The sequence below is a fragment of the Halothermothrix orenii H 168 genome, assembly GCF_000020485.1.
Classification (GTDB): Bacteria; Bacillota; Halanaerobiia; order Halanaerobiales; family Halothermotrichaceae; genus Halothermothrix; species Halothermothrix orenii.
On sequence record NC_011899.1, the window covers coordinates 2,020,295 to 2,037,975 of the forward strand.

The 17,681-nt window shown below is 41.7% G+C and carries 16 protein-coding genes and 1 riboswitch; all 16 genes read right to left on the reverse strand.

All coding sequences use genetic code 11. From position 1 onward, the window contains the following. Positions 1-14: 14 nt before the first annotated feature. Positions 15-881, reverse strand: a complete 867-nt coding sequence (locus HORE_RS09800) for a lysophospholipid acyltransferase family protein (RefSeq protein ID WP_050748623.1) — start codon at positions 879-881, stop codon at positions 15-17. A gap of 21 nt (positions 882-902) precedes the next feature. Continuing rightward, on the reverse strand, positions 903-1,868 hold the full coding sequence (locus HORE_RS09805; protein WP_041606632.1) for a KpsF/GutQ family sugar-phosphate isomerase: 966 nt from the start codon (positions 1,866-1,868) through the stop codon (positions 903-905). 36 nt (positions 1,869-1,904) lie between these two features. Next, entirely contained in the window at positions 1,905-2,744 is an 840-nt protein-coding gene (gene kdsA, locus HORE_RS09810; RefSeq protein WP_015923609.1) for a 3-deoxy-8-phosphooctulonate synthase, read from the reverse strand. A 2-nt stretch (positions 2,745-2,746) separates the two neighbouring features. Then, positions 2,747-3,472: a 3-deoxy-manno-octulosonate cytidylyltransferase gene (gene kdsB / locus HORE_RS09815; protein ID WP_015923610.1), complete on the reverse strand. Its 726-nt coding sequence runs from the start codon at positions 3,470-3,472 to the stop codon at positions 2,747-2,749. A 50-nt stretch (positions 3,473-3,522) separates the two neighbouring features. Further along, positions 3,523-4,665, reverse strand: a complete 1,143-nt coding sequence (gene lpxK, locus HORE_RS09820) for a tetraacyldisaccharide 4'-kinase (RefSeq protein WP_041606065.1) — start codon at positions 4,663-4,665, stop codon at positions 3,523-3,525. A gap of 1 nt (position 4,666) precedes the next feature. Further along, positions 4,667-5,332 carry a lysophospholipid acyltransferase family protein gene (locus HORE_RS09825; protein WP_167935784.1) on the reverse strand — a complete coding sequence of 222 codons (666 nt, stop codon included), beginning with the start codon at positions 5,330-5,332 and terminating at the stop codon, positions 4,667-4,669. 3 nt (positions 5,333-5,335) lie between these two features. Next, the gene (locus HORE_RS09830) at positions 5,336-7,078 is read right to left on the reverse strand and encodes an ABC transporter ATP-binding protein (RefSeq protein ID WP_041606067.1); all 1,743 of its coding nucleotides are present in this window, start codon (positions 7,076-7,078) and stop codon (positions 5,336-5,338) included. 100 nt (positions 7,079-7,178) lie between these two features. Further along, positions 7,179-7,655, reverse strand: coding sequence for a HutP family protein (locus tag HORE_RS09835; RefSeq protein WP_015923614.1), 477 nt, complete (start codon positions 7,653-7,655; stop codon positions 7,179-7,181). A gap of 96 nt (positions 7,656-7,751) precedes the next feature. Then, a complete protein-coding gene (cobO, locus tag HORE_RS09840; RefSeq protein ID WP_015923615.1) occupies positions 7,752-8,279 on the reverse strand; it encodes a cob(I)yrinic acid a,c-diamide adenosyltransferase in 528 nt (175 codons plus the stop codon). Between the two features lie 138 nt (positions 8,280-8,417). After that, entirely contained in the window at positions 8,418-9,374 is a 957-nt protein-coding gene (locus HORE_RS09845; protein WP_015923616.1) for an ABC transporter substrate-binding protein, read from the reverse strand. Between the two features lie 181 nt (positions 9,375-9,555). Next, positions 9,556-9,743, reverse strand: a riboswitch (cobalamin riboswitch). Between the two features lie 85 nt (positions 9,744-9,828). After that, positions 9,829-11,292 (reverse strand): DUF4129 domain-containing protein, encoded by a 1,464-nt coding sequence (locus HORE_RS09850; RefSeq protein WP_041606069.1) that lies wholly within the window; start codon positions 11,290-11,292, stop codon positions 9,829-9,831. Beyond that, entirely contained in the window at positions 11,282-12,457 is a 1,176-nt protein-coding gene (locus HORE_RS09855; protein WP_015923618.1) for a DUF58 domain-containing protein, read from the reverse strand. The genes HORE_RS09850 and HORE_RS09855 overlap by 11 nt, the downstream gene beginning before the upstream one ends. 1 nt (position 12,458) lies before the next feature. Then, complete coding sequence (locus HORE_RS09860; protein WP_015923619.1) at positions 12,459-13,400, reverse strand: AAA family ATPase; 942 nt, start codon at positions 13,398-13,400, stop codon at positions 12,459-12,461. 135 nt (positions 13,401-13,535) lie between these two features. After that, positions 13,536-14,279 (reverse strand): NAD+ synthase, encoded by a 744-nt coding sequence (locus tag HORE_RS09865; RefSeq protein WP_015923620.1) that lies wholly within the window; start codon positions 14,277-14,279, stop codon positions 13,536-13,538. Positions 14,280-14,522: 243 nt separating this feature from the next. Further along, positions 14,523-16,088: a protein kinase domain-containing protein gene (locus HORE_RS09870; protein WP_015923621.1), complete on the reverse strand. Its 1,566-nt coding sequence runs from the start codon at positions 16,086-16,088 to the stop codon at positions 14,523-14,525. Between the two features lie 288 nt (positions 16,089-16,376). Beyond that, positions 16,377-17,663 carry an acetyl-CoA hydrolase/transferase family protein gene (locus tag HORE_RS09875; RefSeq protein ID WP_015923622.1) on the reverse strand — a complete coding sequence of 429 codons (1,287 nt, stop codon included), beginning with the start codon at positions 17,661-17,663 and terminating at the stop codon, positions 16,377-16,379. Positions 17,664-17,681 lie beyond the last annotated feature (18 nt).

Sequence of the window (17,681 nt, forward strand, 5' to 3'; positions counted from 1 at the left end):
ACACCTTCTAAAGCTTAATAAGTTTTCCAGCGACGGTGTAGCCATAGCCAGTGGTCGGGATATTTTTTTATAACCGATTCTGTAATATGATTTAACTCCTGTAAAAACTCTTTCTGTTCTTCCATGGAAGCCTCAGCCCCTATTTCAATGGGCCGGTAAAACTTCAATCTGTGCTTCCCCCGGGATTTCCGGACCATAAAGGCAGGAACAATCAGGGCCCCTGTCCTTCTGGCCAGCTGTACAGCCCCGGGAAATGTAGAGGCCGTTTTCCCGAAAAATTTTAATCTCCAGCCCCGGCTCCTGGCATCCTGGTCACCGAGGATAAGAAGACATTTACCCTCTTTCAGGGCCTTAAAGGCCTTCCGGACCGACATCCCTCTCTGTATGGTCTCAACTCCCTTTTGCTGTCTCATCTGGTTAATCCTTCTGTCAAAATAGGAGTTATTCTGTTCCTGGACAATGGCAGCCATGGGATACCCCATAAGGGAGATGGCAATCCCCATCCATTCCCAGTTACCAAAATGGGCACCGTAGACAATAACACCTTTTCCCCGGTCAAAGGCCTTTTTCAGGTGCTCTTCCCCTTCCAGCTCAATATGTTTAGTCATATTATCCTTATTAAGTCCCGGGGTCAGAGCATATTCGACCAGCATAAACCCCAGGTTTATATAAACCTTCCTGATGATTTCCTTTATCCTGTCATCTGATAAATCATCGAAAGCCATTTTCAAATTATTATAAGCCACTTTTTTACGGTTTCCCGGTAGATAATAAAGAACCTTACCGAAAAAAAGACCCACCATCTGGCGTAAAAAACCGGGTAATATTCTGATAAATAGTAAAAAACCTTCAAAGACCAAATAGAGTATAATATTCTTCACCATATCCACCCCATCTTTTCCCTAAAAGACCCGGGCCCTTAACAGGTCCTGGAAGTTAAGCATTCCCACTGGCTTCCCATCTTCGACTACCGGCAGGTCATTAACTTCCTTATCCTCCATAATTTTCAGGGCTTCAGCGGCCAGCCGGTCTTTTTCAATGGTAATAGGGTCTTTTGTCATTACCTCTAATACCGGTTTCTGGAGAAAGTCGGTCGACTCCTCTAAAAGGCGCCTGATATCTCCATCAGTGATTATCCCGACCAGCCGCCCCCTTTCATCCACTACTGAAGTAGAACCCATTTTACTGGCAGTCATGGTAAAGAGGGCTTCTTTGACACTTGTCCCGGACTGAACAACCGGGTTTTGTTTTCTAACCTGGAGGACATCTTCTACCTTTGTCAATAACTTCCTTCCCAGGCTTCCACCGGGGTGAAAGAGGGCAAAATCCTCGGGGGTAAAACCCTTTAGCTTTGATAAAGCAATAGCCAGGGCATCACCCAGGGCTAGAGTAGCCGTAGTACTGGCTGTCGGGGCCAGGCCATGGGGACAGGCCTCTTCCTCAATATTGACTAATAAGTGATTGTTGGCATAACGGGCCAGAGTAGAAGACCTATTCCCGGTAACAGCTATCAAAAAGGCTCCGATCCTCCTGATGGAGGGCACAAGACTTAAAACCTCTTCCGTCTCCCCGCTGTTGGAAATGGCAATTATTATATCATCTCCGGTTACCATTCCCAGGTCACCATGCAGGGCCTCACCGGCATGTACAAAAAAAGCAGGTGTCCCGGTACTGGAAAAGGTAGCGGCCAGTTTCTGTCCGATAAGGCCGGATTTTCCGATACCGGTAAAAATAACCCGACCCTTGCTCTCCAGAATAACCCTGACAATATCAGCAAATTCACTACCGATACTGTCTTTGAGTTTTAAAACCGAATAGGCCTCTATCTCAAGGACTTTACGGGCTTCCTGAAGACAGTCAATTATCATCTTTTCATCGAGGTTTACCGGTTCATTCACTTATCTTCACCTGCCTTTAACAATTTCGTCAATGGCCAGGGCTTTTATCAGGATTCCCTCAAGCTGGTCAAGGGGAACCATGTTGGGACCATCACTTAAAGCTACATCGGGGTTATCATGTACTTCCATAAAGAGGGCATCAACGCCGGTCCCTACAGCAGCCCTGGTTAAATAGGGGACAAACTTCCTGTCCCCACCGGAGGTCTCACCGGCACCCCCTGGCAGCTGGACACTATGGGTGGCATCAAAAACTACTGGATACCCGGTCTCCCTCATCCGGGGTAGAGAGCGCATATCGACTACCAGGTTATTATAACCGAAACTGACTCCCCGCTCTGTTAAAAGAATCTTTTCATTTCCGGTACTCTCAATCTTTTCCACTACCCTGTCGATATCCCAGGGAGCCAGGAATTGGCCTTTCTTGACATTGACAATCTTCCCGGTCCTTCCGGCAGCAACCACCAGATCGGTCTGGCGTGACAAAAAGGCCGGAATCTGGACTATATCAACCACTTCAGCCGCCAGAGCAGCCTGGTCTGGCTCATGAACATCGGTTAGGAGTGGTACTCCAACTTCTCTTTTGACCCTCTCCAGCAACTTCAGGCCATCTTCAAGACCCGGCCCCCGGAATGATTTTATAGAAGAACGGTTGGCCTTATCATATGATGATTTAAAAACATATGGAATTCCAAGCCTTGAAGTAATCTCCTTAACCGTCTCCGCTATTTTTAAAACCCGGTCTTCCTCTTCTAAAACACAGGGACCGGCGATGAGAACCAGTGGCCTGTTGCTATCACCAAAAACAATATCTTGATTTAATTTAACCTTCTTTACTTTATCCAGCACTTTTAATTACACCCCTCCATAATTTTTTCCACCCTGGCTATATCTTCAGGAGTATCAACACCAATCGAGTCAAATTCAGTCTCCACAACTTTAATTTTATAACCATTTTCTAAAACCCTGAGCTGTTCCAGGGATTCAACCTTCTCCAGTTCTGTCTGCTCCATCTGGGTCAGATTCATTAAAAATTTGCGTCTGTATATATATAATCCAATATGTTTATAATACCGGGCCCCACTGTTCCGGGGGTGGGGAATCGGTGACCGGGAAAAATACAGGGCATATCCATCCTTATCAACTACTACCTTAACCACATTGGGATTTTCTACCTCTCCGGGGTCCCCGATCTCTTTCATCAGGGTACTCATGTTAAGGTTTTTCTCCTCTGCAAAGGGTTTGAGAGCCTGCTCCACCATCAGTGGTTCCAGCAGGGGTTCATCACCCTGGACATTAACCACAATATCACAGTCTAAATTAGCAACAACCTCAGCAACCCGGTCAGTCCCTGAACTACAAGCTTTTGAAGTCATAACTGCATTGCCCCCGAAATCCTTAACAGTATTGTAAATCCTGTCATCATCAGTGGCAACATAGACTTCTTTCAGACCTTTAACCCGGCAAACACGCCGGTATACATGTTCAATCATTGGTTTTCCTTTAATATCGGCCAGTGGTTTGCCGGGAAAACGGCTTGAATAAAAACGGGCTGGAATTACCGCTATAACATTCATCCCTGTCACCTAACCTTTTTATAATTTAAGTTATTTAGTTAACAGTTATTTTAATATTTATTGATTACCTGTGCCAGATCAACTGTCCCTTTTAATGAAATCTCGATTCCCAGGACATAAAGATTGATATTATGGTCAATAAATTTTTTAATATCGTCCCTGCTAAATTTAACAGCATCCTTTTCAGTGGTAATTACTATATCTATAGCCTTTTGTCGGGCCAGATTTATTATTTTATCAAAATCATCGGGCCTGTACTGGTGATGATCATTAAAGGAAAGGGTCTCAATGACCTCTGCCCCTGATATCTCCAGGTCACGGTAAAAAGACCGCGGATTACCCAGCCCACATACCGCTATAACTTTAGCTCCTTTTAACTCATCCAGTGGGCGTTTTTTATGGATAATAGACTTCATCTCAAGACTCGCTACCGATAACTCCTTTAAATAAACAGAGCTGGTGGTAGCTTCATAGACCACAGCATTTTGGTTATACTGACATAAAGTATCTTTAATTTCCTGCAACTTTTCCCGGGAAATATGATGGGCACGTGATATCACAAAAAAATCAGCCCTTTTAAGACCTGACAGGGGTTCCCGCAAAAAACCCCGGGGTATTAGCCTGCCCTGGCCAAAGGGTTTCAACCCATCTATCATAACAATATCAACATCCCGCTTCAACTGCCAGTGCTGAAAACCATCATCCAGGATTATAATCTCAGCATTAAAACGGCGGCTGGCAAGGCGGGCTGCTTTATAACGGTTTGACCCGGTAATCAGGGGAACACCACCAAGTAAAGTGGCCATCATATAGACTTCATCCCCGGCTTCAGAAACATCAGTCAAAATATTCCTGCCATCAGAAACCACTGACGGTTCTTCACCTTCTGATTGTGACTGATAACCCCGGCTTATAACAACAACCCTATTCTCTTCCGCCAGCTTTTTTGCCAGATAAATTACCAGGGGGGTCTTGCCTGTTCCCCCTGCCGTTATATTTCCAACACTGATTACCCGGGCTTCAACCTCTCCCGGTTTTACCAGATTCAGATTGTAAAGGAGTCTTCTCAATAATATCAGTAAATTATATATTTTTTCCAGTATTGATAAAATAAATAAGACTATTTTATCACAAATGCTTCTGGGACCTGATTTTATTAAATTAATTAAATATGATTCCAGTTTTTTTCGCATATTAGCTACCACCTACCAGATCCCTGGCCCGGGCCTGAACTTCTCTGAGGTTTTCCTCTACCAGGTGGCATTTTTCCTCAACACTCTTGCCCTCAGGTAATTTAAGGGGTTTTCCATAATTTATAACAACCTTTGATCCGGGCAGGGGTATCGTAAACCTGTCCCAGCTATTAAATACCTTTTTTTTGCTGGCTGCAATTCCAACTGGGATTATAACTCCATCGCTTTTTTCCTGGAGCAAAATAGCTCCAGGCTTAACCCGGTAGATAGGCCCCCTGGGGCCATCGGGGGTTAACAGAACCGTTGCCCCTTTTTTTGCCTCTCTGAGTAAACGCAGAAGGGCCCTTCCCCCTCCCCTTGAAGAAGAACCCCTGACAACCCGATATCCATATTTCTCTAAAACCCGGGTAATGTATTCACCATCATTGCTTAAGCTGGCTAAAGTAACACAATCCCGTTTTCTAAAAAAATAGGCCGGTACCCATAACTTCCCATGCCAGAAAACCAGGATTACCGGGGTTTTTTCATCTATCCCGGTTAGATTTTCTTCACCATATACTTTAATTCTGGTTAGTGAATTCGTTATATAATTTAATCCCAGAGCAAGCCCGGAAATTAGCCAGAATTTAAGCCTGTTTTTAAATGAATCCAGTTTACGGTGTACCACCACTTAATCCTCCTGGAAATTACCCTGATATAGATTATAATATAACCCCTTTTTAGCCATTAACTCTGAATGGGTACCCTGGTCAACAATTTCACCATCTGAAATAACTACAATCCGGTCTGCATTCTTGATAGTACTCAACCGGTGGGCAATAATAAAGGTTGTCCTGTTTTTCATCAATTTATTGAGGGCATCCTGAACCAGGGCCTCCGATTCGGCATCAAGGGCAGAAGTAGCCTCATCAAAAATAAGGATCCTGGGATTTTTCAATATAGCCCTAGCAATAGCTATCCTCTGACGCTGGCCGCCAGACAGGCCAACTCCTCTTTCACCAATTACAGTATGATAACCTTTTTTAAAGTTTATTATAAAGTCATGGGCATTGGCTGCTTTAGCCGCCCTGATAATTTCCTCTTCGGTGGCATCAAGATTACCATAGGCAATATTTTCATAAACCGTACCGCTGAAAAGTACCGTCTCCTGGGGTACAATTCCAATATTCTCCCGTAACGAAGTCAAATTAATTTTCTTGATATCTATACCATCAAGCAGGACCTTCCCTTCAACCGGGTCATAAAATCGGGGAATTAAATCAACCAGGGTTGTCTTTCCCGCCCCACTAGGCCCGACCAGAGCTATTGACTCTCCGGGATTGGCAGTTAAATTTATATTTTTAAGAACCGGTTCGTTTTCATTATAACCGAAGGTGACATTTTTAAATTCTATCTTTCCTTCAACTTCTGTTAAAGCCCTGGTTTTCTCTGTTTCCTTCTCAATATGGGTATCAATATCCATGGTCTCAAATATCCGCTCGGCCGCCGCCAGGGCCTGCTGAATGGTACTGCTCAATTTACTCAATGATTTTAACGGTGTTGTCAGATAAAGTAGAGTCAAAAAGAATGTAATCAGCTCTGAGGGGTCCATGCGTCCTTTAAGGACTTCATACCCTCCATACCATAAGATAGCGGTAAAGGCCATAGCCGCCAGAAATTCAATAGATGGGGTTAATATAGCCCCGTACTGGGCCGTCTTAACCTTGGCCCTGAAGTTGGCCTCATTTTCACTGCTAAAACGCTTAAACTCATAATCCTCACGACAGAAGGATTTAACAACCCTGATTGCTGAAAGGGTTTCCTGCAGAACATCAGAAACATCGGCAATCTTCATCTGGACATTTTTACTGACCCGTCTTATCTTTTTATTAAACCGGCTTAATAGATAGGTCATAGCTGGTAAGACAATAATTAAAAACATGGTTAACCTCGGGTTCAGAATAAAGAGGTATCCAATACCGAGGATAAAGACTACAACCTGGTAAAAAACACTGATGGTACCATTAACTATGGCACTCTGAAGCCTGTTAACATCATTGGTTACCCGGGAAATCATCTCCCCGGTCTTGTTCTTATTAAAAAAACTTAAAGAAAGATTCTGAAGATGGGCATAAAGGTCATTTCTGATATCCCTGATAGCCTTATGAGAAACATAAGAAACTAAATACCGCTGGCCATAATAGACTATCCCCTTCACAAAGAAAATAACAATCATGACTATAGCCAGTTTAGCAAGATCTGTTAAACCCTTCTCCCCTGCTCCAACCCCTGTAATCACAGTTTTAATAAAATTTTTGAATACATCGACAAAGAAAATAGTAATTCCGGCATGGAACAGCATCGAAACTATCCCGCCTATCAGGCGCCCTTTATAGGGAACAAGATATTTCAACACCCTTTTTGCTAGCTGCAATTTATTTCAACTCCCAATCTACATTTTTAGATGGCAATAAGTCCTTTATTTATTTTACCATATAAGTAAAATTTCTTCTAATGTAATGGTAACCAGATATTTACTCATCCCTGTTCCCTGCTAAACCATAATAATGTATGCCCATACCTGATATTTCATGGTCAACATCAAGGCCTGGAATTCCGAGCTTCCCATACAGGGCTACAGCCAGATGAGGGCCCTTACTGGCAATACCAATCTTGATTCCAGCTCCTGATATACTGAGCATTGGGGTATTAAAATCAACCATTGCCCTTTCAACACATCTGGTTAAAACCCTCTGGTCCTGAATGGATTCGGTTATAACACCACCCTTGATAGCAGCTCCAAGGCAGTTTCTTAATATTTTGTTCTTCAGTTCTTCACCTTTTCCACCGGCCCTGGTTATAACAGCCTTGTAACCCTCCTTTTTGAGGCTTTCAATAATATCATCATCATACTGATCATCAACAATGGCCAATATAGTAGCTACTTTCCCCAGTGACTCTTCCCCTTCAATATTGATAAAGTCTTTAATTTTAAAATCAGATAAATCCATAATTCTTCCCTCCTAAAGCTTATAATCCTGATGAACTTGTAATTACAGACAACCTTAATAAATATTCAACAAAAACAGCAATTTTCCTGCAAATATTTAAAATTCTATTCCCTTCCTGGCAGGTATTTGACGGTTATAGGGATGTTTTATCATCTTCATTTCAGTAACATAATCTGCCAGTTCAACCAGTTCTTCAGGAGCATCACGACCGGTTAAAATCAGTTCCAGGCTTTCATCCTTTATGGCAATTAATTCCTTAACCTGGCCTGTCTGTACCAGGCCATTGGCAATGGCCTCCATAATTTCATCTAAAATAACTACTTCATATTCACCATCCCTGACAATATCCTTGAGCTTATCCCAGACCTTTTTTGTCTCTGCAAAAACCTTTTGTTTCTCCTCATCTGACATCTGGAAAAAAAATTTGGTAGATTTGTTGGCCCGCTCCAGAGTAATATCGGTTACCTTTTCAAAAAATTTCTTTTCCCCTGTTTTCCGCCCCTTTAAGAATTGTAATATATATATCTTTTTGCCATACCCTGCTGACCTTACTGCTAAACCAACTGCAGCCGTAGTTTTCCCTTTACCGTCTCCGGTGTATATATGAACCAGTCCCTTTTTCATTTCAACTTCCTCCCTTAATTTATTTTACCGACCCGGTTATTTAATTATTACATTCTTTATTTTACAGTAAAAACCTCTATTTAAACGAAAACCGCCCCCGGGGGGCGGTAGATAGTTAACTTTACCCAGAAAGTTAACTTACATATCATTAATTTTATCCCTCAGTTCAGGAAAGAGAGCCTTTACAAATTCCTTTAACCCCTTTATTATCCGTGGTGAGGGCCGGCTTACTAAATTCTGGTCAACAATATAAACACGGTTATTCTTTACAGCCTTCAACGAACTATATCCCGTCCTTTTCTTAATCTTTTCAACCGTAACCTTACCTGGAGCACTGTGAAGGCTTGAAATATAGACATCAGGGTTTTCAATTAATAACTGTTCCAGGTTAAACTGGGGCCACTTACCCGGGGCTTTGGCTCCAATATTAACCCCACCTGCCAGATTTATGACATCATCAATAAAGGTATTTTTTCCTGCCGTGTAAAGGGGATCACTCCAGATTTCATAAAAAACCCGGGGTCGGGGTCTATCTTTTAGAGCAGCATCAACCAGTTCCTGAATCTCTGCCATCTCAATATACATCGAAGTTACCATCGCCCGGGCCTCTTTACTCTTTCCCGTCAGTTTTCCAATCTTTTTAATGGTAACAAAAATATCATTAACCCTGGTCGGATTAAACCCTGCAACTTTAATTCCCAGTTTTTTAAGGGTAAAGACCGTTTCCAGTTTATTAATCCCGGCTGCAAAGACCAGGTCAGGTTTTAAAGAAATAATCTTTTCAATATTGGGCTCAACTATGGTTCCTATCTTTTCCTTTTCCAGGGCTGCTTCAGGGTAATCAGCATAAGTTGTCACCCCTACTATTTCTTCATCAAGTCCCAGGGCAAATAGAATTTCAGTAATGTTGGGAGACAGGGAAATAATCCTCTCTGGCTTTTTTTCAAGACGAATTTCTCTATTAAGATCATCTACAACTGTAACCGTAAAACCGTCAGCTCTATCTTCCCCTGCTGCAAATACTCCTGAAAAACCTGCAAAAATCACCACCATAACAACTACAACCACTTTTTTAATAATACTTTTCTTTGTCATTTAAAAACCTCCTGTTATTATAGTTTTTTAGTCCAGGATATAAATAAATTTAAGGATGGGTTTTCAGGCAACAAAAAACCCTGGCCTCGGGAACGGCCAGGGTCAGGTATACTTATGTACCCAGTCAGGTATAGTTATTTATACATAATTATCCCTACCCACACAGCTTGCTCCCGAAGCCTGCAGGTAAAATAAACAGGCAGGTCTCCTGACTCTCAGATCATCATGGAACTAAATCCTTCCCCTTTATGGGTGGATATAAACCTGGTTCCACTCCCTGATCACAGTGGCGGGCCCGTTCAGGATTTTCACCTGATTCCCTATTCTCCCCCGGCCTTGACCGGAGGCACCTGTTTATTTACCGTATTCTGTTGTATGTCTACTTGCCTGCACCTGCACTTAACTATTCTTATATATTAATTCGACAGACAGGGTTCTATTCCTCTATTAAATTTCAGATCATTTTTTTAAATTCCTTCCAGAGATTTTTAACTGTATTTAAAAGTGTTTTCGGCAAGGAATGGTTACTGTAGACAGCTTCTACATATAACCGGGTTATCTTATCAACTACTCCACCAAAACCCGGTTTTTCTTCAATAATTTTATCACTGTATTCAAAGGGGGTCTCCGCGGGCTCACGTCCCAGCCCCAGTTTTGAAAAATAACCCTGTATTAATGTAAATATTTTAATTATATTATCTTTAACCCGGCCCGAGAATGAAAAATCCTCAATTGAGATGAGTTCATTCATCTGTTCCAGTTCAGTTTTCCGTGACCTATGACCCTCTAATCTGTGTCCTGGAAAACGGCTCCGTGTCAGGCGTCCCCTGGCAAATTTAAATAGCCTCTCAACCAGATTTCCAACAAAATGTTTGATAAAGAGATAAAAATTAAGGAAAAAAGTTGGAATCATTCCGGCCCTCTCTATTTCACTTACAACCAGAGATAAAATAAACCCTATCAAAACAATTATAAAGAAGATAACAGGTATAAAATGAATAAAGGTGATTATTAAATACAAAACCGAGGGCTCTTCTTCACCAGGCTCGATATCATTCAGGATATTATTATCTGTTTGCTGTTGCTTCTCCTGCTGAAAAAATTCAATATCCAGGTCAGGATTATTACTATTTGTCAATACCCAGTCACTTATCCGGGAAATGGTTAAAGGAGAATAATCAACCGGTAATAAAAAGCTTACCGCCAGCAAACAGACCACAGTTATAATAATTGCTCTCTGCCAGCCACTATTAAGGTTTTTGTCAAATTTAAATTCCTCTAAAAGCCAGTCAAACCTTGCTTTTTCAAAATAGACCATGGTTAACAGTAATAATTCCCCGATAGTAAAGAGGGAGGTTAAAATTACTGAGCTTAAACGAACCTGACGAACAAAAAGCCATATACCCCCCAGGGCAAAATTGAGGTAAAGGATACGTTTAAAGATATTCTTCCAGTATACAGGATAATCGACTACCATATGATCCTCAACCCGCCAGTCTGATTCCCAGTTATCATACGATTTTATTGCCCTGTAATCAAAGTTAAACCCGAAAAAAAGGGCCGCAGTACCCCGGGTACTGGCCCATAAAACGAGAAGACCACCACTTATTAATATATATAAAAGAATATCCTCTACCCCTGTAGTTAAGTAGTATAAAACCCAGGGCACCGCCAGTTCCAGTAAAATAAAAAATCTGGGCAGGTTGATTTTAAAATGGATAAAACCACTGAATACCCCTTCTATTATGTAGATTAAACCTATTAAATAAATTAGTATACCTACCCCGACTTCTGAATTATAAGCCCTGATAACTTCTAATAAAAAAACAAACAGGATATAATGTAATACCCCCCCAAGTAGCGGGTAAAATATGTTAAACTTAATATCAAATTCACCTGGTTTGTAACTATAATCCATGGAGATCATTCTCCTTCCCGACCCTGTAAATGGTCAATGGAGAGGTAAAGGGGCGGTTCAGAAATTGCCGGTGGATGACATAGTCACCGACCACAATTATCCTGACACTGTAACCTGACTCATTCAACTTATAGGACCGCTTTATTAATTCTTCAGTATCGAGGGCTGTTATTATTATTACAGAGGAACCCCATTGTAAATCAGGCCTGGCATCTAGCAGAGTATGTATTCTATTATCATGGTTTATTTCAATCCGGGCCAACAACTCAAGAACTTTTTGAAAGTAATGCTCCCCCTGGCCCACGGGTATAGTAATTATTCCTTTCCGGGGCACAAAGGGGTCTTTACCGTTAGTCAATAAACTAAAGGGTTGTTTCACACGGGCCAGATAATTACCGAGGGACGCAGCTGTAGTAATGGCCAGCTCTGTTCTGTAATCCAGTCTCTTCAAACCATAGTCCTCACTATTGAGATTAAGAATTATAGCAACCTCCAGGGCTACCGTAGACCTGTATTTTTTCACCTGAAGATTACCGGTCCTGGCTGTAGCCTTCCAGTGGACCCTTTTTATACTGTCCCCCGGATTATAATCTCTAATGCCAACAACCTGGGTGGGATCCTGGTAGATGGGGCGGGGCCATGAGATTTCACCAAATGGTAACCGGGAAGGTAATCCCAGTTCTTCCAGAGTCTTAACCCTGGGGTAAACAATCAGGGGGTTTGTTGCCTCAACTTCACCCGAGTATTTCTCATAACCTATAATATCACCTGTCTCCCACCTGAGGGGGCCAACCCTGTAATATCCCCTCTTTATACCCTTTAGTTCAAGGTTCCATTCTTTGGTTTCGCCAGGTTTTAAGGAGAGAATTTCTTTCCTGAACTTATACCCGAGGCCCCGGGGCAAGATCTCTGTTACCTTCAACCAGAAAACAGGTAATCTACCTTTATTCTGAAATTTGACCTGGCAGGAACCCTTCTCTGTTAAAAAAATCCGGTCATCCTGGATTTTATGAAAAACATGAATATTATTTAAAATGTATTTATTATAAAAAACTATTAAAAGATGTAAGCAGATAAATATGTAACCCGGATAATAGGCCTCGTGGAGTTCAAATAACATTCCAGTAAATATTAAAAAGAGTCCGGGATAAATAAACTTGAACAACTTATTTCACCTCAACAGGAACTTCTATCCTTGACAGTATTTCTGAGACTATGGATTCAGGTTCCCTACCCCTTAGCCTGTTTTCGGATTTCAGGACCATTCTATGTTTTAAAACATAGGGGGCTACCACCTTGACATCATCAGGGATAACATAATCCCTCCCCTGGATAGCTGCCCAGGCCTGACTCAACTTAAATATTCCAAGACTACCCCGGGGACTTACCCCCAATTCCAGGGCCTGGTGTTCCCTGGTAGCCCTCACTATCTCCACAATATAATTCTTAATAGAATCGGTGACATGTATTTTTTTGACCTGTTCCTGAAGTTTTAGAAATTCACTATCACTGACGACAGGTTCAATACTTTCAACCGGGTGTTTAAACTGCTGGCCTGTCAGGATATTGGCTTCATCCTCTTTACCGGGATAACCAATATTCAATTTTACTAAAAACCGGTCAAGCTGGGCCTCAGGTAAAGGAAAGGTTCCATCAAAATCAATGGGATTCTGGGTTGCCATAACAATAAAGGGTGAAGGTAATTGTCTGGTAACACCATCCACCGTAACCTGCTTTTCGGCCATCCCTTCCAGCAGGCTTGACTGGGTCCGGGGGGTTCCCCGGTTTATTTCATCTGCCAGAACAACCTGGGATAGAATGGGACCTTTCCTGAATTCAAATTCGTTTGTCTTCTGATTGTAAACCGAAACACCGGTTATATCAGAAGGTAATAGGTCAGGTGTAAACTGAACCCTTTTAAAACTACAACCAATACTCCGGGCCAGGGAACGGGCCAGAACAGTTTTACCAACCCCGGGCACATCTTCAAATAATATATGACCTTCACTCAACATGGAAGCCAGGGCCAGTTTGATAACTTTACTTTTCCCCAGAATAACATTACTGACATTATTAATAATTAAGTTGATTTTTTCCCCAATATCCACTTGACTTTTCCTCCTTCGAAAACGTTTTCATGTAATTTCAAGGACCAGTACCCTTTTACTTAATAAAACATCTTCTGGACAAATTTGCCTTAAGAATAATTATCTAGATGGTTAATTTGTTGAGTTTATTCCAAATCATATTATAGACTCTCTTCCAGGGACAGGAAGGGGAGATACTTTATGTCTATTTTTGTTAATAAGGGTTTCAATTTTACTCCTGGTATCTCCAGTAGCCTTACCGGTCAGGATATACCTGTCCAGCTCTTCATAGGTAAAACCCATCTCCTTTTCATCTGATTGCCCTTCCCAGAGTCCAGCTGTCGGGGGACGTTGAATTATCCTTTCCGGTATACCCAGATATCTGGCCAGTTCCCGGACTTCAGTCTTGACAAGCCTTCCCAGTGGAGCAATATCCACTCCACCATCACCGTATTTGGTAAAATAACCAACTGTCAGCTCACTCCAGTTATCAGTCCCGACCACCAGATAATTATTGCGGGCAGCATAATAATAAAGGGTGGTCATCCTGAGCCTTGGTTTTATGTTGGCCACCGCCATATCATCGCCGGTCTGACTATCGGCACCCAGAAGTTCGATGAAATTATCAAAAACAGGCCCCAGGTCCTTTACTATGTATTTAATATCAAAGGCATCAGCAACCAGCCTGGCATCTTCAAGGTCTTTATCACTGCTATGGCATGGCATTATAATTCCCAGGGTATTTTCTTTGAAGGCCTTTTTACATAAAACTGAAGTTACAGCAGAATCAATACCCCCACTCATCCCGACAACAGCACCATTTGCTCCTGCTTCCGTAATTTTATCCCTTATCCAGTCAACTAATACTGCAGTTACATGTTTATAGTCTAATTCTGACAAGGTTTCATTCCTCCTGCTAAATATAATATGTTTTGCTAATGATATATTTTAATTTTACCATTATATGAAAACACCTTCAACAAATAACGAAAGTTTGAGAAAAGAGAGAACAGTTAATAATCTATATTCAGTGAAACTAATAATCCTGGAAAATATAGTTAACCTAATAACTTAAAAACTCCTGATAACCAGGACCCAATAAAAGTTAAGGGCAGGATAACCCCTGCCCTAAACTTGTTCTACTTATTTTTTTCCTTCATAGAGAATCTTCTCTATCTGTCCGTCAATGATATAATTGATATCTCCTTTAAGACCAGTAATCTGCCACTTCCGGTCAATTCTTTCCAGTTCCAGAGTATCTTCCATACTGGTTTCCTGTTTACCTTCGGGCAAATTAGCATAAAATACATATTCCGCCCGGTAAATGCAGTGATCTTTTCCCTCTTTAACAGGTAATATATTTAAATCCCTGATACCAAATATCTTCCCGTCATTATTTTCTAACTGCTGGTCTGAAGCCATACCCTCTTTTGGCACATTCTGATTACCCTTTCCTGACGAATTGCTTTTAACTTTATTTTTATCCGGGGTCTCTTTAAAACTACTACCCTTACCCGGTAAATCAGTCTCAGCCGTCCCGAATAGTTTTTCATCAGGCATTTTCTGGACAGAATAGATGCTCCGCATCGTTTCCATAACATGGCTCTCAGAAACGAGGGTGTCAAGCCTACCGAGGTCCAGATCAGTTGTATCCTCAAGTTTGATTATATTCTTTTCATCTATTGCCTGATAGAAATATTCTACCACCATGGGGGCAGGGGTTTTTTGGGTTACTACCGGGGTATGACCTCCAGTCAGCGAAAGCAATCCAAAACCTATTATTACGACAAGGGATACAGCCAGGGGTTTCCAGTATTTCCGGAAAAATCTCCTGAAACTCTTCCTTCCCCCGGCAATTTTAATTACCCTTTCTGCTTTCTGACGGTTTATTTCCCTGTCCCTGGCTTCAGCTTTAACCCGGTTGTTATCTATTAAGGACTTCACCTCAACCATGACCTTATGCCAGTCACCGGGACGATCGTTTTTATCCCGGGATAACAATTTTAAAATAAAGCTATTCAGTGATGGAGATAGATCATAATTGATAAACCGCGGCTCCAGCGGTTGAGTATTCATAATCTCATCAATAAGATCTGCCTTATCCGGGGCTGTATAAGGAGGTTGCCCGGTTAGAATGTAATACAGAATAGCCCCTGCCGAATAAATGCGGGCTGGTTCATTCCACTTTTCTTCTTTAAAAACTTCAGGTGGTATAAAGACTTCGAATGGGGGTAGTTCTGACAACCCCCGATACTGGCTTATAACCTCAACTACTTCCGGGTCTATTAACCTTAATTCCCCTTCTTCATTTACCCACAGAGTATCGAGTCTGAAACCCGACCAGTTTAGATCAGATTCTTCAGCATTCTGGGCAATCTCGATCAGGGTAGCAAACCATAAAACCCTTTTTTCTGGAGAAGGATTCTGTTCTTTCAGATAGACAGTCAGGGGTACCAGTTCACTCTTATCCCGGATCAAGCAGTACTCGTCTTTTATTCTCTTGATTTCTTTGAACTTAATAAAAGCTGGATGGTTTAGCTTAGATATGTTTTTATTGATAATTTCTTCCAGGCTCTTAACTGTTTCCAGAATAATCCGGGACCGGGGCTGTCTGTTAACAAAAATACTTTCAGCATAATATTCTTCCCCGTCTTCTTTCACGTAATAATACCTGTAACCCCATTTATTAATCGTGTTTAGTATATCCAATTTGTTCACCCCCTCATTAAAGTTAGTATTTCATAATCTTTAGATATCTGATTTAGTAGTAATTTAATATAATGATTTATATAAAGAACTTGTATGAAGGTTCCTTTACCATTATACCATTTTTTTTTAAAAGTATTAAATGATATTAAAAAGTGTCCTGACTGACTGTCAGGACACTTAAATTATCCTTTTTACATCCTTTTATATTTCTCTTTTTTACAATTAACTATTTTCATGTTCAACGGCAGGGAATTTTGATTTTGGTGGCAGTGATGGTCAATATTAGAACTAATACAAATATGGTGCTTTATTCCGTAACTCATCCCTGAAATCAGGATGGGCTATCCTGATCAGGGCTTCTGCCCTTTCCCGGGCTGTTTTCCCGCGGAGATGAGCTATACCGTATTCAGTAACCACATAGTCAACATCATTTTTACCGGTGGTAACTACAGCTCCCTCCCTAAGGGTGGGAACAATAGTAGAATACTTACCATTACCAGCCGTTGATGGCAGAGCAATAATACTCTTGCCCCCGTTTGATTTAACTGCTCCCCTGACAAAGTCAAGCTGACCGCCGGTACCACTTATCTGTCTGGTTCCTACCGTCTCTGCAGCACACTGACCAAGTAGATCAACTTCTATAGCTGAATTAACAGAAACCATTTTGTGGTTTTGACTGATTACCCAGGGATCATTGGTATAAGAAACAGGGTGCATCTCAACCATGGGGTTATCGTCAAGGAATTCATAAAGCCGGTTCGTCCCGGCGGCAAAAGATCCAATGATTTTACCGGGATGAAGGGTCTTCTTTCTATTGGTGACTACTCCCTTTTCAACCAGTTCAACCATGCCGTCGGTCAACATTTCACTGTGAATCCCGAGGTCCTTTTTATCAGTAAGGGCTGCTGTTACCGCATTTGGAATTCCACCAATTCCCAGTTGCAGAGTAGAACCATCTTCAATCAGGCTGGCCACATATTCCCCGATTTTAAGTTCAACCTCACTGGGAGTATTAACCGGTAGTTCCGGTAAAGGCCGATTATGCTCAACCAGAAAGTCAATCTCACTTATATGGATAAATGAATTTCCCAGGGTCCGGGGCATATTTTCATTAACTTCAACAATAACCATCCGGGCCTGTTCCGCCACCTCTTTGGTATAATCCACCGAAACCCCGAAACTAAAGTAACCATGTTTATCCATCGGGGAAACGGTAGCCAGTAGAATATCAACATCAATAAACTCCCTGTACAACCCGGGGGCCTCATGGAAAAAATTAGGGGTGAAATCGGCCCGCCCTTCGTTAACTATACCCCTTGACAGACTACTAATAAACCAGGCATTATGCCTGATGGAATCTTCCATACCTTTTTTAAAGTATGAATAATTATACAGGGGTAGCATCTGATCAACCATAACACCCTCAAGCTCTGAAGCCCTATCGGCAAGGTTTTCCAGGATAGCCGGGGTTTCACCACACCCCAGGGCCACCACGATTCTATCTCCTGATTTAACCCTACCAGCAGCATCTCTGGCTGTAACAAGCTTTTCTCTATATAATTTTTGAAAATCCATCCTCTTCTCCCTGCTCCC

Coding starts and splice junctions, on each gene's coding strand:
- HORE_RS09850 (WP_041606069.1), bottom strand. CDS start 11,292: ATGGATTATAGTTACAAACCAGGTGAATTTGATATTAAGTTTAACATA.
- lpxK (WP_041606065.1), bottom strand. CDS start 4,665: ATGCGAAAAAAACTGGAATCATATTTAATTAATTTAATAAAATCAGGT.
- HORE_RS09835 (WP_015923614.1), bottom strand. CDS start 7,655: ATGGATTTATCTGATTTTAAAATTAAAGACTTTATCAATATTGAAGGG.
- HORE_RS09805 (WP_041606632.1), bottom strand. CDS start 1,868: ATGATAATTGACTGTCTTCAGGAAGCCCGTAAAGTCCTTGAGATAGAG.
- HORE_RS09875 (WP_015923622.1), bottom strand. CDS start 17,663: ATGGATTTTCAAAAATTATATAGAGAAAAGCTTGTTACAGCCAGAGAT.
- HORE_RS09845 (WP_015923616.1), bottom strand. CDS start 9,374: ATGACAAAGAAAAGTATTATTAAAAAAGTGGTTGTAGTTGTTATGGTG.
- kdsB (WP_015923610.1), bottom strand. CDS start 3,472: ATGAATGTTATAGCGGTAATTCCAGCCCGTTTTTATTCAAGCCGTTTT.
- cobO (WP_015923615.1), bottom strand. CDS start 8,279: ATGAAAAAGGGACTGGTTCATATATACACCGGAGACGGTAAAGGGAAA.